General features: G+C 72.3%; 18 protein-coding genes. 8 read left to right on the plus strand and 10 right to left on the minus strand.

Annotation, left to right across the window (positions count from 1 at the left end; translation table 11 throughout):
• Positions 1–119: 119 nt before the first annotated feature.
• The 7 genes from murD to rsmH form a co-directional block, all read right to left on the minus strand.
• The gene (murD, locus tag ACIBVL_RS01800; protein WP_399090119.1) at positions 120–1,550 is read right to left on the minus strand and encodes a UDP-N-acetylmuramoyl-L-alanine--D-glutamate ligase; all 1,431 of its coding nucleotides are present in this window, start codon (positions 1,548–1,550) and stop codon (positions 120–122) included.
• Complete coding sequence (gene mraY, locus ACIBVL_RS01805) at positions 1,532–2,605, minus strand: phospho-N-acetylmuramoyl-pentapeptide-transferase (RefSeq protein WP_399090122.1); 1,074 nt, start codon at positions 2,603–2,605, stop codon at positions 1,532–1,534. Before mraY ends, murD begins: the two co-directional genes overlap by 19 nt.
• Positions 2,602–4,032 (minus strand): UDP-N-acetylmuramoyl-tripeptide--D-alanyl-D-alanine ligase, encoded by a 1,431-nt coding sequence (murF, locus tag ACIBVL_RS01810; protein WP_399090125.1) that lies wholly within the window; start codon positions 4,030–4,032, stop codon positions 2,602–2,604. Before murF ends, mraY begins: the two co-directional genes overlap by 4 nt.
• 4 nt (positions 4,033–4,036) lie before the next feature.
• Complete coding sequence (locus ACIBVL_RS01815; RefSeq protein ID WP_399090128.1) at positions 4,037–5,692, minus strand: UDP-N-acetylmuramoyl-L-alanyl-D-glutamate--2,6-diaminopimelate ligase; 1,656 nt, start codon at positions 5,690–5,692, stop codon at positions 4,037–4,039.
• A 71-nt stretch (positions 5,693–5,763) separates the two neighbouring features.
• Positions 5,764–7,728 (minus strand): peptidoglycan D,D-transpeptidase FtsI family protein, encoded by a 1,965-nt coding sequence (locus ACIBVL_RS01820; RefSeq protein WP_399090131.1) that lies wholly within the window; start codon positions 7,726–7,728, stop codon positions 5,764–5,766.
• A 5-nt stretch (positions 7,729–7,733) separates the two neighbouring features.
• A complete protein-coding gene (locus ACIBVL_RS01825; RefSeq protein WP_399090134.1) occupies positions 7,734–8,306 on the minus strand; it encodes a septum formation initiator family protein in 573 nt (190 codons plus the stop codon).
• Positions 8,307–8,355: 49 nt separating this feature from the next.
• On the minus strand, positions 8,356–9,312 hold the full coding sequence (gene rsmH / locus ACIBVL_RS01830) for a 16S rRNA (cytosine(1402)-N(4))-methyltransferase RsmH (RefSeq protein ID WP_399090137.1): 957 nt from the start codon (positions 9,310–9,312) through the stop codon (positions 8,356–8,358).
• 267 nt (positions 9,313–9,579) lie between these two features.
• On the opposite strand from rsmH, the gene ACIBVL_RS01835 reads away from it, so the two are divergent.
• The 4 genes from ACIBVL_RS01835 (at position 9,580) to ACIBVL_RS01850 (ending at position 15,353) form a co-directional block, all read left to right on the plus strand.
• Positions 9,580–10,188 (plus strand): beta-class carbonic anhydrase, encoded by a 609-nt coding sequence (locus ACIBVL_RS01835; RefSeq protein WP_399091976.1) that lies wholly within the window; start codon positions 9,580–9,582, stop codon positions 10,186–10,188.
• 250 nt (positions 10,189–10,438) lie between these two features.
• A complete protein-coding gene (locus ACIBVL_RS01840; RefSeq protein WP_399090140.1) occupies positions 10,439–11,476 on the plus strand; it encodes an AAA family ATPase in 1,038 nt (345 codons plus the stop codon).
• A complete protein-coding gene (locus tag ACIBVL_RS01845; RefSeq protein WP_399090143.1) occupies positions 11,476–12,852 on the plus strand; it encodes a DUF58 domain-containing protein in 1,377 nt (458 codons plus the stop codon). Before ACIBVL_RS01840 ends, ACIBVL_RS01845 begins: the two co-directional genes overlap by 1 nt.
• Positions 12,849–15,353 carry a DUF3488 and DUF4129 domain-containing transglutaminase family protein gene (locus ACIBVL_RS01850; RefSeq protein ID WP_399090146.1) on the plus strand — a complete coding sequence of 835 codons (2,505 nt, stop codon included), beginning with the start codon at positions 12,849–12,851 and terminating at the stop codon, positions 15,351–15,353. Before ACIBVL_RS01845 ends, ACIBVL_RS01850 begins: the two co-directional genes overlap by 4 nt.
• Positions 15,354–15,444: 91 nt before the next feature.
• Here the strand turns inward: ACIBVL_RS01850 and ACIBVL_RS01855 are convergent, their stop codons facing one another.
• The 3 genes from ACIBVL_RS01855 to ACIBVL_RS01865 form a co-directional block, all read right to left on the minus strand.
• Positions 15,445–15,837 (minus strand): DUF3040 domain-containing protein, encoded by a 393-nt coding sequence (locus ACIBVL_RS01855; protein WP_399090149.1) that lies wholly within the window; start codon positions 15,835–15,837, stop codon positions 15,445–15,447.
• 276 nt (positions 15,838–16,113) lie between these two features.
• Positions 16,114–16,884: a methyltransferase gene (locus tag ACIBVL_RS01860; RefSeq protein WP_399090152.1), complete on the minus strand. Its 771-nt coding sequence runs from the start codon at positions 16,882–16,884 to the stop codon at positions 16,114–16,116.
• Between the two features lie 208 nt (positions 16,885–17,092).
• Positions 17,093–17,656, minus strand: coding sequence for an SAV_6107 family HEPN domain-containing protein (locus ACIBVL_RS01865; RefSeq protein WP_399090155.1), 564 nt, complete (start codon positions 17,654–17,656; stop codon positions 17,093–17,095).
• Between the two features lie 178 nt (positions 17,657–17,834).
• On the opposite strand from ACIBVL_RS01865, the gene ACIBVL_RS01870 reads away from it, so the two are divergent.
• The 4 genes from ACIBVL_RS01870 (at position 17,835) to ACIBVL_RS01885 (ending at position 23,296) form a co-directional block, all read left to right on the plus strand.
• On the plus strand, positions 17,835–18,641 hold the full coding sequence (locus ACIBVL_RS01870) for an ATP-binding cassette domain-containing protein (protein ID WP_399090158.1): 807 nt from the start codon (positions 17,835–17,837) through the stop codon (positions 18,639–18,641).
• The gene (locus tag ACIBVL_RS01875) at positions 18,613–20,697 is read left to right on the plus strand and encodes a YhgE/Pip family protein (RefSeq protein ID WP_399090161.1); all 2,085 of its coding nucleotides are present in this window, start codon (positions 18,613–18,615) and stop codon (positions 20,695–20,697) included. Before ACIBVL_RS01870 ends, ACIBVL_RS01875 begins: the two co-directional genes overlap by 29 nt.
• 44 nt (positions 20,698–20,741) lie before the next feature.
• The gene (locus ACIBVL_RS01880) at positions 20,742–21,368 is read left to right on the plus strand and encodes a TetR/AcrR family transcriptional regulator (protein ID WP_399090163.1); all 627 of its coding nucleotides are present in this window, start codon (positions 20,742–20,744) and stop codon (positions 21,366–21,368) included.
• A gap of 455 nt (positions 21,369–21,823) precedes the next feature.
• Positions 21,824–23,296: a phytoene desaturase family protein gene (locus ACIBVL_RS01885; protein ID WP_399090166.1), complete on the plus strand. Its 1,473-nt coding sequence runs from the start codon at positions 21,824–21,826 to the stop codon at positions 23,294–23,296.
• Positions 23,297–23,317 lie beyond the last annotated feature (21 nt).

Consider the following 23,317-nt stretch of genomic DNA (forward strand, 5'->3'; position numbering starts at 1 on the left):
ACCGCCACCCCCTGGGGGCGCGGGGCGATGACATTTGCGGCTCCGCCGCGCGGGCGCGACCAGCCCCCACCCGCCCCCACCCGAACCACACAGTCACGCGTCCTCCAAAAGACCCGCCGTCAGGCGAGTTCGCGCACTGCCTCAGCGAACGCGTCCCCGCGCTGTTTGTAGTTGACGAACATGTCCATGGAGGCGCAGGCCGGGGCGAGCAGCACCGTGTCTCCTGCGACGGCGAGCCGCCGGGCCTCCTGGACAGCCGCGAGCATCGCCCCAGTGTCGGTCCGGTCGAGGTCGACGACGGGTACTTCGGGGGCGTGTCGCGCGAGGGCTTCCCGGATCAGGGCGCGGTCGGCGCCGATGAGGACGACTCCGCGAAGGCGCTGTGCCGACCTGGCGACCAGTTCGTCGAAGGTCGCGCCCTTGGCGAGCCCGCCGGCGATCCACACGATCGACTCGTACGCCGCCAACGAGGCTTCCGCGGCGTGGGTGTTGGTGGCCTTGGAGTCGTCGATGTACGCGACGCCGTCCACGTCGGCCACAAGGGCGATGCGGTGGGCGTCCGGCGTGAAGGCCCGCAGGCCGTCCCGTACGGCCGTGGGAGGCACGCCGAAGGCCCGGGCGAGGGCCGCCGCGGCAAGGGCGTTGGCGATGTTGTGCGGGACCGGCGGGTTGACGTCGGAGATCTCGGCGAGCTCCTGGGCGTTCTTCTGCCGGTTCTCGACGAAGGCGCGGTCGACCAGGATGCCGTCCACGACGCCGAGTTGGGAGGGGCCCGGGGTGCCGAGGGTGAAGCCGACGGCCCGGCAGCCCTCCTCGACGTCCGCCTCGCGCACCAGGTCCTCGGTGGCCTTGTCGGCGACGTTGTAGACGCAGGCGACCCGATTGCCCTCGTAGATACGGCCCTTGTCCCTGGCGTACGCCTCCATGGAGCCGTGCCAGTCGAGGTGGTCCGGGGCGAGGTTGAGGACGACGGCCGAGTGGGCGCGCAGGGAGGGCGCCCAGTGCAGCTGATAGCTGGAGAGCTCGACGGCCAGGACGTCGTACTCCTCCTCGCCGAGGACCGCGTCGAGCAGCGAGACGCCGATGTTGCCGACGGCGGCCGTGCGCAGGCCGGCCGCCTTCAGGATGGAGGCGAGCATCTGGGTGGTGGTCGTCTTGCCGTTGGTGCCGGTGACGCAGAGCCAGGGGGCCGCGTCGGGGCGCCGCAGGCGCCAGGCGAGTTCGACGTCGCCCCAGACCGGCACCCCCGCCTCGGCCGCCGCCGCGAAGAGCGGCTTGTCGGGCTGCCAGCCCGGTGCGGTCACGATGAGTTCGGTGCCTTCGGGCAGGGTCGCCCCGTCGCCGAGGCGCACGGCGACACCGAGCGCCTGAAGTTCGGCGGCCTGCTCACGCGCGCGTGCGTCGTCGCCGTCGTTGACGACGGTGACCTTCGCGCCGAGCCCGTGCAGCACCTTGGCCGCCGGGACGCCGGAGACGCCGAGCCCGGCGACGGTGACGTGCTTGCCCTCCCAGGAGAGCCCCTGCCAGTCGGTCACTTGTCTGCTGCCCATCCCGCGTAGAAGAGACCCAGTCCGACGATCACACAGATGCCCTGGATGATCCAGAAACGGACCACGACCAGGACTTCGGACCATCCCTTGAGTTCGAAGTGGTGCTGGAGCGGCGCCATCCGGAAGACCCGCTTCCCGGTCAGCCGGAACGAACCGACCTGGATGACCACCGACATCGTGATGAGGACGAACAGACCACCCATGATGGCCACGAGCAGCTCGGTGCGCGAGCAGATGGCCAGGCCGGTCAGGACACCGCCGAGCGCGAGCGAACCGGTGTCACCCATGAAGATCTTGGCCGGCGACGTGTTCCACCACAGGAAGCCCAGGCAGGCGCCCATCAGCGCGGCGGAGACGACCGCGAGGTCGAGCGGATCGCGCACCTCGTAGCAGGCGTTGGGGTTGGTCAGGGTCTCGCCGTTGGCGCAGGACTCCTGGTACTGCCAGACACCGATGAACGTGTACGCGCCGAAGACGAGGACCGAGGCACCGGTGGCGAGGCCGTCCAGACCGTCGGTCAGGTTCACGCCGTTGGACATCGCGAGGATCATGAACAGCGCCCAGACGACGAACAGCACCGGGCCGATCGTCCAGCCGAAGTCCGTGATGAACGACAGCTTCGTGGAGGCCGGGGTGTTGCCGCGGGCATCCGCGAACTGCAGCGAGAGCACCGCGAAGGCGATGCCGACGATCAGCTGGCCGGCCATCTTCGCCTTGGCCCGCAGACCCAGCGAACGCCGCTTGACGATCTTGATGTAGTCGTCCAGGAAGCCGACGAGGCCCATGCCGCACATGAGACCCAGCACCAGCAGACCGGAGAAGGTCGGCGGCTTGCCGGTGATCACCTTGGACAGGAAGTACGCGACGACCGTCGCGAGGATGAAGGCGATGCCTCCCATGGTCGGCGTTCCGCGCTTGCTGGCGTGCTCGCGCGGGCCGTCGTCGCGGATGTACTGGCCGTAGCCCTTGCGTGCGAGCAGCTTGATCAGCAGCGGGGTGCCGATCAGCGTCAGGAAGAGACCGATGACGCCCGCGAACAGGATCTGCTTCATCATCGGGCGGAAACCTCACCCTCGGCACCGGTCGCGAGCAGCGCCTGCGCGACGCTCTCGAGGCCGACCGAACGGGACGCCTTCACGAGTACGACGTCCCCCGGGCGCAACTCGCTGCGCAACAGGTCGACAGCCGCCTGTGCGTCGGACACGTGCACCGACTCCTCACCCCACGAACCCTCGTTATATGCGCCCAGTTGCAGCCAGGCGGCTTCCCTGCCCCCGACCGCGACGAGCTTGCTGACGTTGAGCCGGACGGCGAGCCGTCCGACCGCGTCGTGCTCGGCGAGCGCCTCGTCCCCGAGCTCGGCCATCTTGCCGAGCACCGCCCAGGTCCGGCCCCCCTTTGCCCGTGAGGCTCCGCCCATGGCTGCCAGCGCACGCAGAGCAGCTCGCATGGACTCAGGGTTCGCGTTGTAGGCGTCGTTGACGATCGTCACGCCGTCCGGGCGCTCGGTGACCTCCATCCGCCAGCGGGAGAGGGAGCCCGCCTCGGAGAGCGCGGTGGCGATCTCAGTGACGGACATGCCCAGCTCATGGGCGACGGCGGCCGCGGCGAGCGCGTTCGACACGTGGTGCTCACCGTACAGGCGCATGGTCACGTCACTGCACCCGGAGGGTGTGTGAAGTCTGAAGGAGGGCTGTCCGCTGTCCGTGAGTCGTACGTTCTCGGCCCGTACGTCCGCTTCGCCGGACTCTCCGAAAAGGACCACCTTCGCCTTCGTACGGGAGGCCATGGCCCGGACCAACGGGTCGTCGACGTTGAGAATCGCGGCCCCGCCGTCGCCGGCCGGGGGCAGGGACTCGACCAACTCGCCCTTTGCCTGTGCGATCTGTTCGCGGCCGCCGAACTCGCCGATGTGGGCGGTGCCGACGTTGAGGACGAGGCCGATCTTCGGGGGCGTCAGATCGGTGAGGTAGCGGATGTGTCCGATGCCCCGGGCGCCCATCTCGAGGACCAGGAACCGGGTTTCCTCGGTGGCCGACAGGGCGGTCAGCGGCAGCCCGATCTCGTTGTTGAGGGAGCCCGGCGTGAAGACGGTCGGCGCCTTGCGCTGCAACACCTGCGCGATGAGGTCCTTGGTGCTCGTCTTGCCGGCCGAGCCGGTGAGCGCGACGAGGGTCGCGCCGAGCTTGCGTACGACGTGCCGGGCGAGGGCGCCGAGGGCGGCCTGGACGTCGTCCACGACGATCGCGGGGACGCCCACGGGCCGCGAGGCCAGTACGGCCGCCGCACCCGCCTCGACGACCGCGGCGGCGAAGTCGTGGCCGTCCACGCGTTCGCCGACGAAGGCGACGAAGAGGCTGCCGGGTGCCACCTCGCGGGAGTCCCGGACGACCGGTCCGGTGACCTGCGCGGACGGATCCGGTATGTCGTGCGTCTGCCCGCCGACGACTGCTGCGATCTCGGCGAGGGAGAGGGCGATCACAAGTTCATCCCTGGGTCTGCTGGATAGCTTCGCGAAGCACCTGGCGGTCGTCGAACGGACGGACCACCCCGGCGATGTCCTGGCCCTGCTCATGACCCTTGCCCGCGACCAGCACGGTGTCCCCGGCGTGCGCGCGGGTGACGGCGGCGGCGATCGCGGCGGCCCGGTCCTCGAACAGGAGCACCTCGCCGCGCTCGTGCGCGGGCACGGACGCGGCGCCTTCGAGCATGGTCGCGAGGATCGCGAGGGGGTCCTCGGAGCGAGGGTTGTCGGAGGTCAGTACGGCGGTGTCGGCGAGCCGGGCCACGGCGGCGCCCATCGGGGCGCGCTTGGTGCGGTCCCGGTCGCCGCCGCAGCCGAGGACGACGTGCAACCGGCCCTTGGTGACCTTGCGCAGCGCCTTGAGCACCGATTCGACGGCATCCGTCTTGTGGGCGTAGTCGACGACCGCGAGGTAGGCCTGGCCGGCGTCCACGCGCTCCAGGCGGCCCGGCACCCCCGGGACGGCGGCGACACCGTCGGCGGCGGTCTGCGGGTCGATTCCGGCGGCGGCGAGGGCGACGATCGCGGCGAGGGTGTTGGCCACGTTGAACGGGCCGGGCAGCGGCGACCTGGCGGCGACGCGCACCCCGTCCGGGCCGAGGACGGTGAACGTCGAGTCCATCGGGCCGATGTGGACGTCGGCCGCGCGCCAGTCGGCGTCGGGATGGCCCTCGGCGGAGAAGGTGACGACCGGGACCTCGGCCTCGTGAACCAGCCGGCGGCCGTACTCGTCGTCGAAGTTGACCACGCCGAGTTTGCTGCGTTTCCGGGTGAACAGCTGCGCCTTGGCCCGGAAGTAATCCTCCATGCCGGAGTGGAACTCCATGTGCTCCGGGCTGAGGTTGTTGAAGACGGCGATGTCGAAGACGCAGCCGTCGACCCGTCCGAGGACCAGGGCGTGGCTGGAGACCTCCATCGCTACCGCCTCGACGCCGCGTTCGCGCATGACGGCGAACAGGGCCTGAAGGTCGGTGGCTTCGGGGGTGGTCCGCTCGGACTTGATGCGCTCGTCGCCGATGCGCATCTCGACGGTTCCGATGAGACCGGTGGCGCGGGTGGTCTTCAGACCGCCCTCGACGAGGTAGGCCGTGGTGGTCTTGCCGGAGGTGCCGGTGATGCCGATCTGGAGCAGATCCCGGCCCGGACGGCCGTAGATCGTCGCCGCCAGCTCGCCCATCCGCGCCCGCGGGTCGTCGGCCACCAGGACCGGAAGACCGGTCGCGGCGGCGCGGTCGGCGCCGGTCGGGTCGGTCAGCACGGCGACCGCGCCGAGACCGGCGGCCTGGGTGACGAAGTCGGCGCCGTGCAGACGGGCGCCCGGGAGGGCGGCGTACAGGTCGCCGGGGCGGACGGCACGCGAGTCGTGGGTGATGCCCGTGACGGTCGTGGCGCTCTCCGCGACGGCGGCCCCCAGCCGGCCGGCGAGCTCCGCGAGGGGTGTCGCGGAGACCTGGACCGGCCTGGGCGGTCCCGGATACGTCACGGAAGCGCCCTTCTGGGTGGTTGGGGACTGATCAGCGTGTGGCACGGCGGTGAGCGTACCGGGCGCACCCGCCTCCGGGCGAAGCGAGGAGTCGGGCGGGGCCTGGTTCCCGGGGTCGGGAGTGATCATGGTCACGGGCTGGTTCCTGGCTGGTTCGGCGCTGAACAGCGGTGGACAGGGACAGGGCGGGCGGGGACGAGCTGGCTTCAGGGGGTGAAGGTGACGGGGAGGCTGGCGGCCTTCGCGCCGGTCGGCGGGACCTGCAGGGTCTTCAGGGCGAACTCCATGACCTGTTTGAAGACGGGGCCGCAGATCTGGCCACCGAAGTAGCTGCCCTGGGTGGCGTTCTGGATGGCGCAGTAGACGGTGACCCGGGGCTTGTCCGCGGGCGCGAAACCGGCGAACGACGAGGTGTAGCCCTTGTACTTGCCGGTGGCCGGATCCACGCGGTTGGCGGTACCGGTCTTGCCCGCGACGCGGTAGCCGGGGATGCGCGCCTTGGTGCCGGTTCCCTCCTGGTCGTCCACGACCGACTCCAGCATCTGGGCGAGCGTCTTCGCCGTCTTCGCGCTGACGACCCTGGTCTTCTCGGGCGCGGGGGCGGGAGCGAAGCGGCCGTCGGGGCCCTGGGTGCCGCGCACCAGGGTGGGCTCGACGCGTACGCCGCCGTTGGCGATGGTCGAGTAGACGGAGGCCGCCTGGAGCGCGTTGAGGGACACGCCCTGACCGAAAGGAATCGTGTACTGCTGCGAGGTCGACCACTTGTCCGGCGCGGCGAGGATGCCCTTCGTCTCACCGGGGAAGTCGACGCCGGTGTAGCTGCCGATGCCGAACTTGCGCAGGTACGAGTAGAGGACCCGGTTGGCCTCGGCCTGGGTCTTGCCGAGCTGGCCGGTGGCCAGGATGGTGCCGATGTTGCTGGACTTGGCGAGCACGCCGTTGAGCGTGAGGTTCCAGGTCGGGTGGTCGATGTCGTCCTTGAAGAGCCGGTCGCCGCGGTGCAGCCGGTTCGGTACGACGACGTGGGTGAGCGGGGTGGCGACGTTCTCCTCGAGGACGGCGGCCATCGACATGATCTTGGCGGTGGAGCCGGGCTCGTAGGCGTCCTGGAGGGCCGCGTTGCCCAGGGCGTTCGGGTTGGCGGTCGTGAGGTCGTTGGGGTCGAAGCCGGGCGCGTTGGCCATGGCGAGGATCTCGCCGGTGCGGGTGTCCTGGACGACGACGTAGCCGCGGTCCGCCTTGGACGCCTCGACCTGCTCGGTGATGGCGTTCTGGGCGGCCCACTGGATGTCCCGGTCGATCGTCAGCTCGACGTCGGAGCCCGGCACGGCGGGGGTCTCGGTGGAGCCGCCCGCGGTGGGCACCTGTCGGCCGCCGGACTGGGCGTAGCGGATCTTGCCGTCCTTGCCGGCCAGGGTCGTGTTCAGCTCCTGCTCGATACCGCCGCCGCCCTTGCCCTCGGCGTTGACCCAGCCCAGTACGGAGGCGGCGAGGTCGCCGTTGGGGTAGACGCGCTTGCTGCTGGGAACGGAGAAGACCCCGGCGAGGACGTTGACCGTGGTGCCGTCCGCGCCCTCCTTGGCGCCGAGCGCGGCCTTCAGGTCCTTGATCTGCTTCCAGACCTGCGGGGTCTGCCGGCTGGCGAGCTTGGCGTAGCGCGCCTTCTCGTCCTTCGGCCGCAACTTCTTGACCAGCGTCGACTGCTCCTGGCCGAGGATCGGCGCGAGGAGGGCCGCGGCCTGCTCGGGACCGTCGTCGATCTTGAGGTTCGCGCGGTTGAACATCGTGGGGTCGGCGGTGATGTCGTAGGCGTCCTCGCTGCTCGCGAGGGCGATCCCGCCGCGGTCGGTGATCTCGCCGCGCTCGGCGGCCAGCACCTGGCCGACGTAGCGGTTCCTGTCCGCCTTGGCGGCGTAGGTGCCGGCGTCCACGGCCTGGACCTGGAGGAGGCGGATGACGAAGGCGGCCATCACCAGGGTCAGCGCGAGGCCGACCATGCGCAGCCGGGGGCGGGGGCTGCCGAGCCGGATGATGCGCGGGGCAGGGGGGCGCGGCGGAGCCGGACGGCGGGCCGGGCGGGCGCCGGGGCCCGGCCGCCGCTGGGCGGAGGCGGGGCGGGAGGAGCGGGCGGGGCCGGGCACGCGACGGCGGGGCGGTTCCCTGTCGGACACTTCCGTCACCTGCCGGGGGTCGTGGGAAGGGCTGCGGTCGGAGCGGGGGCCGCGCCCTGCACGGGAGCGCCGCTCGGCAGCGGAGTCGTGTTCGGCGCGGGAGAGCCGCTCGACAGGACGGGAGCGGGCGACTGCGCCGACGGCGACGTGATCGTCTGGGAGAGCGTGAGAGCCTCGGGCGGCCGTACCACCCCGGCGGTCTGGGAGGTCTGCTGGGCGGCGGCCGAGGGGACGCCCTTCACGGTGCCGTCGGGGTCCAGGAAGGCGGGGTCGCCGCCGGGGACCATGCCGAGCTCCTGGGCGCGGCGCTGGAGGGCGTCCGGGGCGGAGTAGGAGTCGATGTCCCGCTGGAGCGCCTGTTCCTCGTCGGTGAGGTTCTTGGTGTCCTTCTGGAGGTCGTCCATCCGGAACGCGCCCTCGCTGAGCGCGGAGTTCAGCACGAGCAGCCCGATGAGGCCGCCGCCGAGCAGGAGGACGACGAGAAGGACGAAGGGTGTGCGGGCCGCCTGACGCGGCCCGGCGGGGAACAGACGTGCGAGCCGGGCGGCCCTGCCCTTCAGTTCGGGTTTCCTACTCACTCGCCCTCCCCGGAGTCCGGTTTTCCAACCCTCGCCCGCCTCGCGCCCCTCATTCGATGGACTCCCTGATGCGCTCGGCGCCGCGCAGCCGTGCCGGGGCGGCGCGCCGGTTCTCGGCGATCTCTTCCTCGGTGGGAAGTTCGGCACCGCGCGTGAGCAGCTTGAGCCGGGGCTGGTAGCGCTCGGGGACGACGGGCAGCCCGGGCGGCGCGGTGTTCGCCGCCCCGGCCGCGAAGACCTGCTTGACCAGCCGGTCCTCCAGTGAGTGGTACGACAGCACGGCGATCCGCCCGCCCACGTCGATCGCCCCGACGGCGGCCGGGATCGCCCGCTCCAGGACGGACAGCTCGCCGTTGACCTCGATGCGCAGCGCCTGGAAGGTCCGCTTGGCCGGGTTGCCGCCGGTCCGCTTGGCGGCCTGCGGAAGCGCGTCGCGGATCAGCTCGACGAGCCGCGCGCTGTTGGTGAACGGCTCCTTCTCACGCTCGCGCACGATCGCGGAGACGATCCGCTTGGCCTGCTTCTCCTCGCCGTACGCCCGCAGGATCCGGACGAGCTCGCCGGGCGGGTAGGTGTTGAGGACCTCGGCGGCACTGATGCCGGTCGTCTGGTCCATGCGCATGTCGAGCGGGGCGTCCTGGGCGTAGGCGAAGCCCCGCTCGGCCTCGTCGAGCTGCATGGAGGAGACCCCGAGGTCGAACAGGACGCCCTGCACACGCGGGATGCCGAGCCGGTCCAGTACGTCCGGGAGTTCGTCGTAGACGGCGTGCACGAGGGTGGCGCGCTCGCCGAAGGGGGCGAGACGCTCGCCGGAGAGCCTGAGGGCCTCCTTGTCGCGGTCGAGGGCGACGAGCCGCGCCTCGGGGAACCGCGTCAGCAGCGCCTCGCTGTGGCCGCCGAGGCCGAGCGTGCAGTCGACGACGACCGCTCCGGGCCGCTGCAGCGCGGGGGCCAACAGGTCCAGGCACCGCTGGAGCATCACCGGGACGTGTCGACTCTGGCTCAAGGGGCCCTCTCAGATCCGGCGGGAAGACGCACCGCCGGGTCCCCGCCCTCTCGTATGGGGAAGGCCTGCCGCGGCACGCGGGGAAGTCAGTCCAGCAGGGAGATCACCGTCTCCCGCTTCGCGTCACTTTAGTCCACGGTGACTCGCGGTCAATCAACCGGCCTGCGCGTCGCGGGCGGGCACCGAGGTGAAGCGGCGAACCGGAGGAAATCACCCGGCCGGACGCCCCTTCCTCACTCCTGTGGCTTACCTCACAAACACGACGTGATGACGCTCTTTTTCCCTTCTCACAGCAGGACCAGAACGCCCGTGACCAGTACCGTCATGGTTATGACGACCTCCGCATCCGTACCCACAGAGCCCGAAGGCGCCATATACGGCGGCACGGTGACCGACCGCCTCGTCGACGCCAACGAGCGGTACGCCGCCGCCTTCACCGATCCGGGCATGGACGCCCGCCCCGTGCTGCACGTGGCGATCGTGGCCTGCATGGACGCCCGTCTCGACCTGCACGCGGCGCTGGGCCTCGAGCTCGGCGACTGCCACACGATCCGCAACGCGGGCGGCGTGGTCACCGACGACGTGATCCGCTCGCTCACCATCAGCCAGCGAAAGCTGGGTACACGCAGCATCGTGCTGATCCATCACACAGGCTGCGGTCTGGAGGCGATCACCGAGGATTTCCGTACCGAACTGGAGATGGAGGTCGGCCAGCGTCCGGCCTGGGCGGTGGAGGCCTTCCGGGACGTCGACCAGGACGTCCGGCAGTCCATGCAGCGGGTGCGCACCTCACCGTTCCTGCTGCACACCGACGACGTGCGCGGCTTCGTGTTCGACGTGAAGTCGGGCCTGCTGCGCGAGATCGACCCGGCGTAACCCTCCTCCGCTGCCGTCGTTCGCTGTCATTTCGCTGTTGATTTCCGGCTCCTGGAAGCCCAAAAGGCCATAGAGCCGACATATCGCGGGCAGTTGTCCACAGGCGAGTGACACGAATCGGTAACGGCAGCAAGAATGCGGTTGTGACGCGACGCCGAACATTTCTCGGGTGGCGCACGTGATTCGGGGTGGGCCGGTCCGCGGCAGAGAGCGTCGGCCCGGAAAAGATGTACGGGCCGAGGAGGGCCGGGTGACGACCTATGACGAGCGAGCGAGCCTCACAGATCTGACCGCCACTGTGGAGCGTGTCCGCAGTTCGGTGGAGGGAGTGATCGAGGGCAAGCCCGAGGTCGTACGGCTTTCGCTGACCGTGCTGCTCGCCGAGGGACATCTTCTGATCGAGGATGTCCCCGGCGTCGGCAAGACGATGCTCGCCAAGGCACTGGCGAAGTCCATCGACTGCTCCGTGCGCCGGATCCAGTTCACGCCCGACCTGCTGCCCTCGGACATCACGGGCGTGTCCATCTGGGACCAGCAGCGCCGTGACTTCGAGTTCAAGCCGGGCGCGATCTTCTCGCAGATCGTGATCGGCGACGAGATCAACCGGGCCTCGCCCAAGACGCAGTCGGCGCTGCTGGAGTCCCTGGAGGAGCGCCAGGTCACCATCGACGGGCAGACGTACGAGCTGCCCAGTCCCTTCATGGTGGTGGCCACGCAGAACCCGGTCGAGATGGAGGGCACCTATCCGCTGCCCGAGGCCCAGCGCGACCGTTTCATGGCCCGGGTCTCCATCGGCTACCCGAGCCCCGAGGCCGAGCTGCAGATGCTGGACGTGCACGGCGGGGTCAGCCCGCTGGACGACCTCCAGCCGGTGGCCCACGCGCACGAGATCCTGAAGCTGATCGACGCGGTCCGCGGAGTCCACGTCGCTGAATCGGTTCGCCGCTACGCGGTCGACCTGGTCGCCGCCACGCGCACCCATCCCGACCTCAGACTCGGCGCCTCCCCGCGCGCGACGCTGCACCTGCTGCGCGCGGCGAAGGCCTCCGCCGCCCTCTCCGGCCGGGACTACGCGCTGCCCGACGACGTGCAGAACCTCGCGGTGGCCGTCCTGGCCCACCGTCTGCTGCCGACCGCGCAGGCGCAGCTCAACCGCCGCACGGCGGAGCAGGTCGTCGAGGAGATCCTGCAGCGCACCCCGGTGCCCTCCGGTCCCCAGCAGCACGCCTACGGCGGCTTCGGCCACGACGCGCCCGCGTACCCCCAGCAGCCGCCGCGGAGGCTCTGATGACCATCGGGGGGACCGGGCAGACCGGACAACCGGGAGGCCGCGAGAAGGGCGGCGCCCGGACCGCCCTGGCCGGTCTGACCACCCGCGGCCGCTCCTTCCTGGCCGCCGGCATAGCCGCCGCCATCTGCGCCTACGTCCTCGGACAGCCCGACCTGCTGCGGGTCGGGCTGCTGCTGGCCGCGCTGCCGCTGATCTGCGCGGCCGTCGTCTACCGCACCCGCTACCGGGTCGCCGGCAGCCGCCGGCTCTCCCCCGCGCGCGTGTCGGCCGGCAGCGAGGCCCGTGTCCATCTGCGGATGGACAACGTCTCGCGGCTGCCCACCGGCCTGCTGATGCTCCAGGACAAGGTGCCCTACGTCCTCGGCCCGCGCCCCCGTTTCGTCCTGGACCGGGTGGAGGCCGGCGGACGCCGCGAGGTGTCCTACCGGGTCCGCTCCGACCTGCGCGGCCGCTACCCGCTCGGCCCGCTCCAGCTGCGGCTGAGCGACCCGTTCGGCATGTGCGAACTGACCAGGGCCTTCTCGACGTACGACACCCTGACGGTGATCCCGCGCGTGGAGCCGCTACCGCCGGTGCGGCTGAGCGGCGAGGCCAAGGGCTACGGCGAGGGACGGCAACGCTCGCTGGCGCTGGCCGGCGAGGACGACATGATCCCGCGCGGCTACCGCTACGGCGACGACCTGCGCCGGGTGCACTGGCGCTCCACCGCCCGCTACGGCGAGCTGATGGTGCGCCGCGAGGAACAGCCCCAGCGGGCGCGCTGCACGGTGCTCCTGGACACCCGCGGCATCGCCTACGCGGGCGTCGGCCCGGACTCGGCCTTCGAGTGGGCGGTCTCGGGCGCCGCGTCCGTACTGGTGCACATGCTGGAGCGGGGCTTCTCGGTACGGCTGCTGACGGACACCGGCAACTCGGTGCCCGGCGAGGGCGCCGACGGGTTCGCCGGGCCCAGCCAGGAGTCGGCGGACGCGGCCGGGCTGATGATGGACACCCTCGCGGTGGTCGACCACTCCGACGGGGCGGGCCTGTCGCGGGCGTACGACGTGCTGCGCGGCGGGAACGAGGGACTGCTGGTGGCGTTCCTCGGCGACATCGACGAGGAGCAGGCGGCGGTCGCCGCGAAGATGCGCCAGCGCAGCGGGGGCGCGCTCGCCTTCCTGCTGGACAGTGACGCGTGGGGGCGTGAACCGAACGGCATGGCCCATCCGATGAACAGGCAGGAGGAGCGGCTGCGGATGCTGCGCGAGGCGGGCTGGACCGTCCTTAGCGTGCCCCGGGGCGCCTCGCTGGACGAACTGTGGCGTCAGGCCGACCGCGAGCGGGCGGGTGTCGTGACGGCGGGCGGGACGAGCGCGCGGAAGGCGGGATCATGAGCGGACGGGCTCGGCTGACGCTGTGCTCGGCGGCGGCCACGCTGATGGCGTCGTGCGCCCTGCTGCCCCTCGTCGACCCGGCGACGTGGTTCGTCCAGGCGGCGTTCCTGCTGGCGATCCAGTCCGGGGTGGGCGCTGCCGCGCGCCGCGCGCCGCTGGCCCGGCCGCTGACCGTGGCCGTCCAGGCGCTGGTCACGCTGGTGCTGCTGACCCTGATCTTCGCCCGGGAGCAGGCCCTGCTCGGGCTGATCCCCGGCCCGGAGGCCTTCCAGCACTTCGCCGACCTGTTCCAGGCGGGCGCCGACGACGTCGGGCGGTACGCGATCCCGGCTCCGCTGTCCGACGGCATCCGGCTGATGACGGTCGGCGGTGTGCTGGTGATCGGGCTGGCGGTGGACACCCTCGCTGTGACCTTCCGCAACGCCGCCCCGGCCGGCCTGCCGCTGCTCGCGCTGTACTCGGTCGCCGCGGGCCTGTCCGAAGGCTCGTACGACTGGATGTGGTTCCTGGTCGCCGCGGCCGGCTATCTGATGCTGCTCCTGGCCGAGGGCCGCGAGCGGCTCTCCCAGTGGGGCCGAGTCTTCGCGGGCGCCCCGCGCACCCCGGGCGGGCAGCCCGGCCCGGTCGCCCCGGTGCGCACCGGCCGGCGCATCGGCATGGCCGCCCTGGGCGTGGCCCTCGTGATACCGCTGCTGCCCCTGCCGGCCATCCAGGGCGGCCTGCTGGCCGGCGCCGGGGCGGGCGTGGGCCCGGGCAACGGCGGCGGGGGCACGATCTCCGCGATCAACCCGCTGGTCTCGCTGCGCGACAGCCTGAACGTCGACGAGGACCGCACGGTCCTGACGCTGAGCACCAACGCCACCGACCTCTCGGACATGTATCTGCGGATCGTGTCCCTGGACGACTTCGACGGCACCACGTGGAAGCCGTCGAAGCGTCACATCGTCGCCGTCCCCGACGAGTTCCCCGCGCCCACGGGCCTGAGCCCCGACGTCAAGCGCACGGAGATCACCACGCGGGTCTCGGCCGCCGGCGGCTACGCCCAGAACTGGCTGCCGATGCCGTACCCGCCGAGCAGCGTGAAGATCAAGGGCAACTGGCGGTACGAACCGGTCGGCATGACCCTGGTCGGCGACCACGGACAGGACACCAGCGGCAGGACGTACGAGGTGAAGAGCCTCGACGTGCAGCCGACGGCTGAGCAGCTGGCGGCGGCGCCCAAGGCCCCGAGATCGATCAGGAACGACTACACCGAGGTGCCGAAGTCGCTGCCGAAGGTGGTGTCGCGGCAGGCCCGCGAGATCACCGAGGGCGCGACGAGCGACTACGACAAGGCGGTCGCGCTCCAGGACTACTTCGCGGTGGCGGGCGGCTTCGAGTACGACACCGACGTGGAGGTCGGCACCGGTCCCGACGCGATCGCCCGGTTCCTGAAGGACAAGCAGGGCTTCTGCGTGCACTTCTCGTTCGCGATGGCGGCGATGGCCCGCACGCTGGGCATACCGGCCCGGGTCGCGGTGGGCTTCGCGCCCGGTTCCCCGCAGGCGGACGGTTCGGTTGCGGTGAGCCTGAAGGACGCGCACGCCTGGCCCGAGCTGTACTTCGAGGGTGTGGGCTGGACCCGCTTCGAGCCGACCCCGACGCGGGGCACGACGCCCTCGTACACGGTGCCGGACAGCCCCGGTGCCACCACCCCGGACCAGCCGCAGTCCTCCGAGTCCGCGGACGCGGCGCCCTCGGCGGCGCCCTCGGCGAGCACGAGCTGCTCGGCGCAGGTCAAGAAGCTGGAGGGCTGTGGGGCCGCGCTGCCGCTGGACCAGTCGGAGAAGGGCGACCAGGGTCCCCCGTGGTACGCGATCGCGGGCTGGGTGCTGCTGGGGGGCGCGGCGCTCGCCCTTCCGCTGCTGCCGATGCTGTGGCGGCTGAGGCGACGGTCGGCCCGGCTGGCGTCGGCCCAGCACTCCGCGGCCGGCGCGGCTCCCGTCCGGCGGCCGGGCGGCGGTACGGACGGCCCGGAGGCGGAGGGCGTCGGTCCGGCGATCCTGCTGGACGCGCCGTCCCAGGAGGCCGCCGAGGCTGCCGTGGCACATGTGCTGGCGGTCTGGCGCGAGCTCATCGACACGGCCTGGGACTACGGCATCGAGCCGGACGAGGCGCTGACCCCCCGGCGGGCGGCGGCGCGGATCGTCCGGATGGGGGAGCTGGACGAGACGGCGGGCCGGTCGGTGCACCGGGTGGCGGGAGCCGTGGAGCAGGCGCTGTTCGCCCCGCGGCCACGGGCCGAGGCCGGGTTGTCCGAGGACGTCCACCAGGTGCGGGGGGCGCTGCGGGCCAGGGTCGGCTGGTCCACGCGCGTGCGGGCGGTCGTCGCGCCGCGCTCGGCCATTCGTGCGGTCTGGGAGCTCTCCGACCGCTGGACGGCCGTCAAGGCGTCCTGGGCGGCCCGAGCGGCCCACCTGGTGACACTGGTGCGGCGGCCGTCCGGCCAGCAGAGCGGCTAGTGCCGCGGCACTAGAGGGGCGGGAACAGTGAGGGGGTGACCACCCGGTGGGTGGTCACCCCCTCAACGATGTTCCGGGGCGGAGGGCCGTGTCAGTGGCCGCCCTGTTCGTCTCGGCGGCGCTGCCAGCGCTGCTCGATACGGTCCATCATCGAGCGCTTCTGCCGTCCCTGACCGCGCGCGTGCGGGCCGCCTGCGGCCTGCTCGCCGGGTTTGGGGGCCTTGCGCCAGCCGGTCACGGCGAGAACCGCACAGCCCAGCATGACGAGGAAGCCCACCACGCTGAGCCAGACCTGCTTGGCGACCATTCCTGCCATGAGGAGCGCGATACCCACGAGAAAGCCCGCGACCGCCTGGTAGACCCGCCGACGGGTGTACGTACGCAGCCCGCTTCCCTCGAGCGCCGACGCGAACTTGGGATCTTCGGCGTACAGCGCTCGCTCCATTTGCTCGAGCATGCGCTGCTCGTGCTCCGAGAGCGGCACGGAGTCCTCCTCATCGTGCAGTCGCCGGGGCGACTCGGGGGGTCCCTTCAGGATAGGCAGGGAATCGCCCCCGTGAAACCCGCCCCTCTACGCCAATTGGCCAACCGGAGCCCGCCATGGGCGTCCCGGTCGCTGAGGCTTCCATTCCCCAGCGGCCGACCCGTCATGCCGGGCGGTCTCCCTCGATCATACGGCGCACAGCGCCCGAACGGGGGGCCTGTGGCGTACTCCATGTGCCGCCAAGCCCCTGATCAGCGGGCGCGCCCCGGGAGCGGCTCAGGCCCCGCCGGTCCCCCGCGTCTCACCCAGCACATGAAGCTGGGTGGCCACGGAGTGGAAGGCGGGGAGTTCGGCGGCCGCCTCCTCGAGCTTCAGCAGGGCGTCCAGGGCGCCGGGCTCGGTGTCCACGAGGACGCCCGGGACGAGGTCGGCGAAGACCCGCACGCCGTGCACGGCGCCGACTACGAGGCCAGCGGCCTCGACGAGCCCGGTGAGCTGCTCGGCGGTGAAGCGGCGCGGCACGGGGTCTCCGGCGCCCCAGCGGCCGTCGGGGTCGGTGAGAGCCTGCCGGGCCTCCTTGAAGTGTCCGGCGAGGGCCCGTGCGAGGACGGCACCGCCGAGGCCGGCGGCGAGCAGGCTGAGGACGCCCTCGGAGCGCAGGGCGGCCACGGCGTTGCGGACGCCTTCGGCGGGGTCGTCGACGTACTCCAGGACGCCGTGGCACAGGACGGCGTCGTAGCGGCCGCGCTCGACCACGTCGAAGAGGCCGTGGGCGTCGCCCTGGACGCCCTGGACACGGTCGGGGACACCGGCCTCGGCGGCGCGCCGCTCCAGGGCGAACAGCGCGTTGGGGCTGGGGTCGACGACGGTGACGCGGTGGCCCAGGCGGGCCACCGGCACCGCGAACTTGCCGCTGCCGCCGCCGGTGTCGAGGACGTCCAGCACGTCGCGACCGGTGGCCTTGACCCGGCGTTCGAGGGCGTCCTGGAGGACCTCCCAGACCACGGCGGTACGGAGAGAGGCGCGGGGTCGCATGGGGTCCGACACGGCAGTTGACTCCTCGGCGCGGCACCGCCTCTTGCGCGGCGGAGCGAACGGGGGCCCTCCCCGGGCCCCGCCCGGAACACCGGCGGGCGGAGGGAAGGCTTTAGGCGCCTTCCACCCTATTGCCTCCGGCAGCCCGCCTGGTCACCGCTGCCGCGCGGATCGGCGCGCGTCGGGCGGACCGCCCGGCTGCGATCGGGCCGCCGCCGGGTCAGCCCGCGTCCGGCATGGCCCGTCCCGCTCCCCTGCCGTCCGGATCGTCCTCGTCCTGCCGGGGCTGGGGCAGGACCGGCTGGAGGACCAGCATGCGCTCGACGAGGCGGATGAACATCGCCACGTCGCGTATCAGATCGTCGGCGTCCCGGCGGCCGGCCGCCCCCTGGATGCCCGCCTCGGCCCGGGCTCGGCGCCGGGCCCCGGAGGCGAACAGGGCGCTCCACTCGGTCAGTTCGGGAGCGATCTCGGGGAGCACTTCCCAGGCGCTCCGGATGCGCGCCCGCTTGCGGGGCGAGGGTTCGGGCCGGCCCCGCGCGGCGAGCACGGCGGCGGCGGTGCGCAGGGCCGCGAGGTGGGCCGTGGCATAGCGCTCGTTGGGGGTCTCGAGGGCGGCCGCCTCCTCGAGTCCGGCGCGGGCCTGGGCGAGCAGGTCGAGGGCGGCGGGCGGGGCGGTCGTGCGGCGCAGCACGGGGTGCACGTCGCCGGCCGGGCCGGTCAGTGAGGGGGCAGGGCCGGTGGCGCGGCGCCGGTGTGCGGCGGCTGCGTGGTAGCTGGCCATGACGAACCTCCTGTCGTCTGTGTGACGGCACGCCCTGTCAGGTGGTGCCGTATGTGCCCATCGTGAGGTATGCCACTGACAATCCGTTCTGACCTGGGCTTTTGCTTCGATCGAAGGTTCGGGTTAGTTTTTGCACTGACCAGTCAGTTCAAAAAGTCACCAGAAAGCAGGGGGGACTGTGAGCGGCGTTCGCATCACAGCCGAGGGCTTCGGCCTCAGGGGCCCTCGCGGATGGGCCTTCCAGGGCGTCGGCATCGACGCCGAACCCGGTTCACTGATCGCGATCGAGGGACCGTCCGGCTCCGGCCGCACGAGCCTGCTGCTCGCGCTCACCGGGCGGATGAAGGCCACCGAGGGGACGGCGACCGTGGGCACGGCACGGCTGCCGAAGCAGCTGGCGGCCGTGCGCCGGATCAGCGCGCTCGCGCACGTCACCGGCGTCACCGACCTCGACCCGGCGCTGACCGTCGGCGAGCACCTGCGTGAACGGGCCCTGCTGCAGCGGCGGTTCGGCGACTCCGTACGGGAACTGCTGCGTCCGCGCGCGCAGCGGGCCGCGGAGGCCGAGTTGCGGATCGACGCCGCGCTGGCCGCGGCCGGCCTCGACCGTGCGGCCCTGCCCAAGGGCTCGCGTACCGCCGTACGCGATCTGGAGCGGATCGAGGCGCTGCGGCTGTCGGTGGCGCTGGCCCTCGTCGGACGGCCCCGACTGCTCGGGGTGGACGACACCGACCTGAAGCTGTCCGAGGCCGAACGCGCCGAGGTGTGGGCCCTCCTGGCGGCGATCGCCGAGGACGGGACCACCGTCGTGGCCGTGTGCGCGCAGGCCCCCGAAGGCGTCCGGACGGTGTCCACCCGGACCGCCCCGCAGGACACCCGGGAAGAGCGGACCGACCCGGCGGACGCCGGGCACGAGACGGAAGACGACGAGCAGGGAGAGGGAGAGGAGAAGGCCGATGCGCTCACCGAAACTGGCCGCGCTTGAGCTGCGCCGCTTCGGCAGGGGGAAGCTTCCGCGGGCCGCGCTGGTCGCGCTCCTGCTGCTGCCGCTGCTGTACGGCGCGCTGTACCTGTGGTCGTTCTGGGACCCCTACGGCCGGCTCGACCGCATCCCCGTGGCGCTGGTGAACGACGACAAGGGGGCGACCGCCGACGGCAAGAGGATCACCGCCGGCGACGACATCACCGAGGGGCTGCTGGACAGCGAGGTCTTCGACTGGCGCCGGGTGAGCGCCGAACAGGCCCGCGCGGGTGTGGAGGACGGGACGTACTACCTGTCGCTGACCATGCCGGCCGACCTCAGCAAGCGGATCGCCTCCAGCTCGGGCGACTCGCCGGAGACCGGCGCGCTCCAGGTGCGGACGAACGACGCGAACAACTACATCGTCGGGCAGATCTCTCGGACGGTCTTCAGCGAGGTGCGCACGGCCGCGTCCACGAAGGCCTCGCGGTCCTTCCTGGACAAGATCTTCGTCTCGTTCTCCGACATCCACGGCGCGACCGCGAAGGCCGCCGACGGCGCCGACGACCTCAAGGGCGGGATCGGCAAGGCCGAGAAGGGCTCCAAGGCTCTCGCCGACGGCCTGAAGGACGCCGAGAACGGCAGCGGCGAACTCTCCGAGGGCCTCCAGAAGCTCGACACCGGCTCCGGTGACCTCCAGACCGGCTCCCGGAAGGTCGCGGACGGCACCCAGGCACTCGCCGACAAGGTCAACGCGCTCGCCGGCAGGGCGGGGCCCTTCCTCAAGGACAACGAGAAGGCCATCGGGGACACCGCCCAGCTGGTCGCCGACTCCGCCGAGGTGGTCCGCGGCAACCTCGACACCCTGGTGAAGGCCGCGCCGACCGCCGCCAAGGGCGCGCACACGGCCTCGGACGCCCTCGCCGCCGTCTACCGGGCCCGCTGCGAGAACCCGGTGCTGCCCGACCCCGCCTGCGCGGACCTGAAGAAGGCCAAGGAGAACGCCGCCGACGTCGCCACCGTCGCGGACGACCTCAACACGCTGATCGCCGACCAGGACGGCGACCTGAAGACGATGCGCACCCGTCTCGCCACGCTCCAGCAGCAGGCGCAGGCCCTCGCTGACCGCGCACCGCACCTGTCCGAGGACCTCGACGACGCCGTCACCCGGGTCAACGCCCTCAACACGGGCGCCAGGAAGGTCGCCGCGGGAGCGAAGGAACTGCACAGCGGCCTCGGGACCGCCAACACCGGTGCCGGGGACCTGAACGAGGGCGTCGGCCGGCTCAAGACGGGCGCCGAGGACCTCAACGGCGGCATGTTCAAGCTCTCCGACGGCTCCGGGAGGCTCGCCGACGGACTGCACGACGGCGCCGAGCAGATCCCCGACTACGACGAGCAGGAGCGTGACGCGCGCACCGCGGTCATGGCCGACCCCGTGCAGCTGGCCTCCAAGGACCTGCACCGGGCGGCGAACTACGGCACCGGTTTCGCCCCGTACTTCATCCCGCTGTCGCTGTGGGTGGGCGCGATGGTGGCGTACATGCTGATCCCGCCGATGAACCGGCGTGCACTCGCCGCGGGCGCCTCGGCCTGGCGGATCGCGCTGGCGGGCTGGCTGCCGGTGGTCGCGGTCGGGGTACTGCAGACGACTGCGCTGATGGCCGTGCTGCACTGGGCGATCGGCCTGGAGATGGCCCACGCGGCCGGGACGGTGGGCTTCCTGTTCCTGGTGGCGGCCTGCTTCGCGGCGCTCGTGCAGTGGCTCAACGCACGCTTCGGCGCGGCGGGCCGGATCCTCGTCCTGGCCCTGCTGATGCTCCAGCTGACGTCGGCGGGCGGCACCTACCCGGTGCAGACCAGCCCCGGCTTCTTCAACGCCATCCACCCCTACCTGCCGATGAGTTACGTCGTGGAGGCCCTGCGCAGGCTCATCACCGGCGGCGGTCTCGAACCGGTGTGGCACGCGTGCGTGGTGCTCGTCGCCTTCACCGCGGGCGCCCTCGCGCTCACCGCCCTGTCGGCCCGCCGCCGCCAGGTGTGGACCCTGGACCGGCTGCACCCGGAACTGAGCCTGTGAAGATCCGGCGTACGGGAGGCCGGGTTCCTGTGACAATCGGGACCATGGAAAGCAGCACCACGCCGGGCGGCCGCACCCGCCGCGAGGCCACCCGGCAGAAGCTCTACGAGGCCGCCGTCACGCTCATCGCCGAGCAGGGCTTCTCCGCCACCACGGTGGACGAGATCGCCGAGCGGGCGGGCGTCGCGAAGGGCACGGTCTACTACAACTTCGCGAGCAAGTCGGTCCTCTTCGAGGAACTGCTGAGGCACGGCGTGGGTCTCCTCTCCGCCTCCCTGAGGGAGGCCGCCGAGCGCACCGCGCGCGAGGGCGGCGGCAAGGTCGACGCCCTGGACGCGATGGTCCGCGCGGGCCTCGTCTTCATCGAGCGCTACCCGTCCTTCACCCAGCTGTACGTGGCCGAGCTGTGGCGCACCAACCGGGCCTGGCAGTCCACCCTGATGGTGGTGCGGCAGGAGGCGGTCGCCGTCGTCGAGGGCGTGCTGCGCGAGGGCGTGGAGAGCGGCGAGTTCAGCGACGAGATCGACGTCCAGCTGACCGCGGCCGCGCTGGTCGGCATGGTCCTGGTGGCCGCCCTGGACTGGCAGGCGTTCCAGCCGGAGCGCTCTCTGGACGACGTGCACTCGGCGCTGTCGCGGCTGTTGCAGGGGCGGGTGAGCGGCGGCCGCTGAGGCCGCGGCCACGGCGGGCCGGGCACACGGAAGCGCCGGCCCGCCGTGGCCGCGTCCCCCGCGGGCCACCTCGAACCGGCGCCTCCTTGTGCTCCCCCGTTTCCCCCCGATCCCCCGTTTCCCCCGTGCGGTCGTTCCCCCGGGTTCCCCCCGTGCCTCGCTCCCGCCGAACCGGCCGGCGGAAGGAGCGGATCGAGGGCCGCTCCGTTCCGGCGCCCCGTGTCGCCGGTGCCGGAGCCGCGCCCCTTTCCGTGCCTCCACTCTCCCGTCCGGGCGGGCCCGCCCCCATCCGCCCGCGTACTCATCTCCCTCCCTAGGTACGGGTACTCAGAGCTGGGCGCTCAACCTCAGGACGCTGTGCGGTCGTCTGGTCACGAAAGCGTCCGCCTCCGTACTCCCCCGGGCCCGCCGGGCTGGCGACGTGACTGTCGGTGGCGGCCGATAAAGTCGCAGCCATGGCACGGATTGCGGTGATCGGCGCCGGGATGGGCGCGCTGGCGGCCGCCGCCCGGCTGGCCGTCGCGGGCCACCGGGTGGCGGTGTACGAGCGTACGGAGACGTACGGCGGTGCGGTGCGCCGCTTCGAGCGGGACGGGTTCGGCTTCGACACCGGGCCCGGTCTGCTCCCCCTGCCCGCGGTCTACCGGGATCTGTTCGTCAAGACCGGCAAGGAGCCGCTGGAGGCCCGCGTCGAGCTGGTCCAGGTAGACCCGTCGGCACGGCATGTGTTCGCGGACGGCACGGGGGTGTCCCTGCCGAACGCCTCGCGAGCGGGCGTCGTCTCCGCCCTGGACGAGGCACTCGGAGCGGGCGCCGGGCAGCGCTGGGGCGACTTCCTGGTCCGCGCCCGCGAGGCCTGGGACCGCACCCGCCGCCCGCTGCTGGAGGAGCCCCTGTGGCCGAACTGGTCGGTGCTGGCGGACCGTGAACCCTATCCGGCGGTCCCGCACAAGCGTCTGCTGCGCACCCGCCGGGCCGGCACGCTCGCCGAGGTCGGTGCCTGGGAGCTGCGCGACCCCCGGCTCGCCGCGCTCCTGGAGGGCCACGCGCTCGCGTACGGCCTGGATCCCCGCGCCACTCCGGCGAGTTGCGCCGTGCTGCCGTACATGGAGCACGCCTTCGGCACCTGGTACGTGCGCGGGGGCCTGCGGGAGCTCGCCCGCGCGGTGTACGAGCGGTGTGTGGCCCGCCGGGTCGAGTTCGTCTTCGGCGCCGAGGTCACCCGGGTCCTGGAGAAGGACGGCCGGGCGACGGGCGTGGAACTGGCCGACGGCCACGTGGCGGACGCCGACTTCGTGGTCGCGCCCGGCAGTGCCGCGGGGCTTCCCGTCCGGGGCGAGGGCGAGGTGGCGCCCCAGCAGGGCCTGCCCAGCCGGCTGACCGTCCTGCTGGCACTGCGCGGCGGACGCCCGGAGGGGACCGCGCACCGGACGGTGGTGCACACCCGGGACCGCGACGGCGAGCTGGAAAGCCTCTTCGGCACGGCACCGGGCGTACCCGCGGAGCCGACGGTCACGGTGCTGCGGCCCGACGACCCGGCGCTGGTGCCGGACGGCGACCACGAGGCGGTCACGGTCGGTGCCGTGGTCCCGGCCGGGGCGGCGATACGCGAGGAGCACGTGGAGGCCCTGGTCACCGCCGCCGAGCGGGCCGTACCCGGTGTCCGCGACCGTGTCCTGTGGCGCGTGGTCCGCACCCCCGCCGACATCGCGCGGGAGACCGGCGCGGCGGGCGGGGCCGTACCGGCGCCGGCGCTGGCCGCGGCCGGGGGCAGGCTGCTGCACCCGGCGAACTCCACCGGCCTGCAAGGGCTGTTCACCGCCGGCGGCTGGTCGCACCCGGGCGGCGGACTCCCCCACTCGGGCATGTCGGGCGCGCTGGTGGCCGGACTGATCGTGGAGGGACTGGAGTTCCGCGGCTCACAGTGAGCGGGACGGCGAACGGCCCGT

It is taken from the genome of Streptomyces sp. NPDC049687, from assembly GCF_044465285.1.
In the GTDB taxonomy this organism is placed as follows: domain Bacteria; phylum Actinomycetota; class Actinomycetes; order Streptomycetales; family Streptomycetaceae; genus Streptomyces.

What these genes read in the sequence shown, in the direction of transcription:
- murD (WP_399090119.1), bottom strand. Translation starts at nt 1,550, where the DNA reads ATGGGCAGCAGACAAGTGACCGACTGGCAGGGGCTCTCCTGGGAGGGC.
- mraY (WP_399090122.1), bottom strand. Translation starts at nt 2,605, where the DNA reads ATGATGAAGCAGATCCTGTTCGCGGGCGTCATCGGTCTCTTCCTGACG.
- ACIBVL_RS01835 (WP_399091976.1), top strand. Translation starts at nt 9,580, where the DNA reads ATGACGCTCTTTTTCCCTTCTCACAGCAGGACCAGAACGCCCGTGACC.
- ACIBVL_RS01845 (WP_399090143.1), top strand. Translation starts at nt 11,476, where the DNA reads ATGACCATCGGGGGGACCGGGCAGACCGGACAACCGGGAGGCCGCGAG.
- ACIBVL_RS01850 (WP_399090146.1), top strand. Translation starts at nt 12,849, where the DNA reads ATGAGCGGACGGGCTCGGCTGACGCTGTGCTCGGCGGCGGCCACGCTG.
- ACIBVL_RS01865 (WP_399090155.1), bottom strand. Translation starts at nt 17,656, where the DNA reads ATGGCCAGCTACCACGCAGCCGCCGCACACCGGCGCCGCGCCACCGGC.
- ACIBVL_RS01875 (WP_399090161.1), top strand. Translation starts at nt 18,613, where the DNA reads ATGCGCTCACCGAAACTGGCCGCGCTTGAGCTGCGCCGCTTCGGCAGG.
- ACIBVL_RS01880 (WP_399090163.1), top strand. Translation starts at nt 20,742, where the DNA reads ATGGAAAGCAGCACCACGCCGGGCGGCCGCACCCGCCGCGAGGCCACC.
- ACIBVL_RS01885 (WP_399090166.1), top strand. Translation starts at nt 21,824, where the DNA reads ATGGCACGGATTGCGGTGATCGGCGCCGGGATGGGCGCGCTGGCGGCC.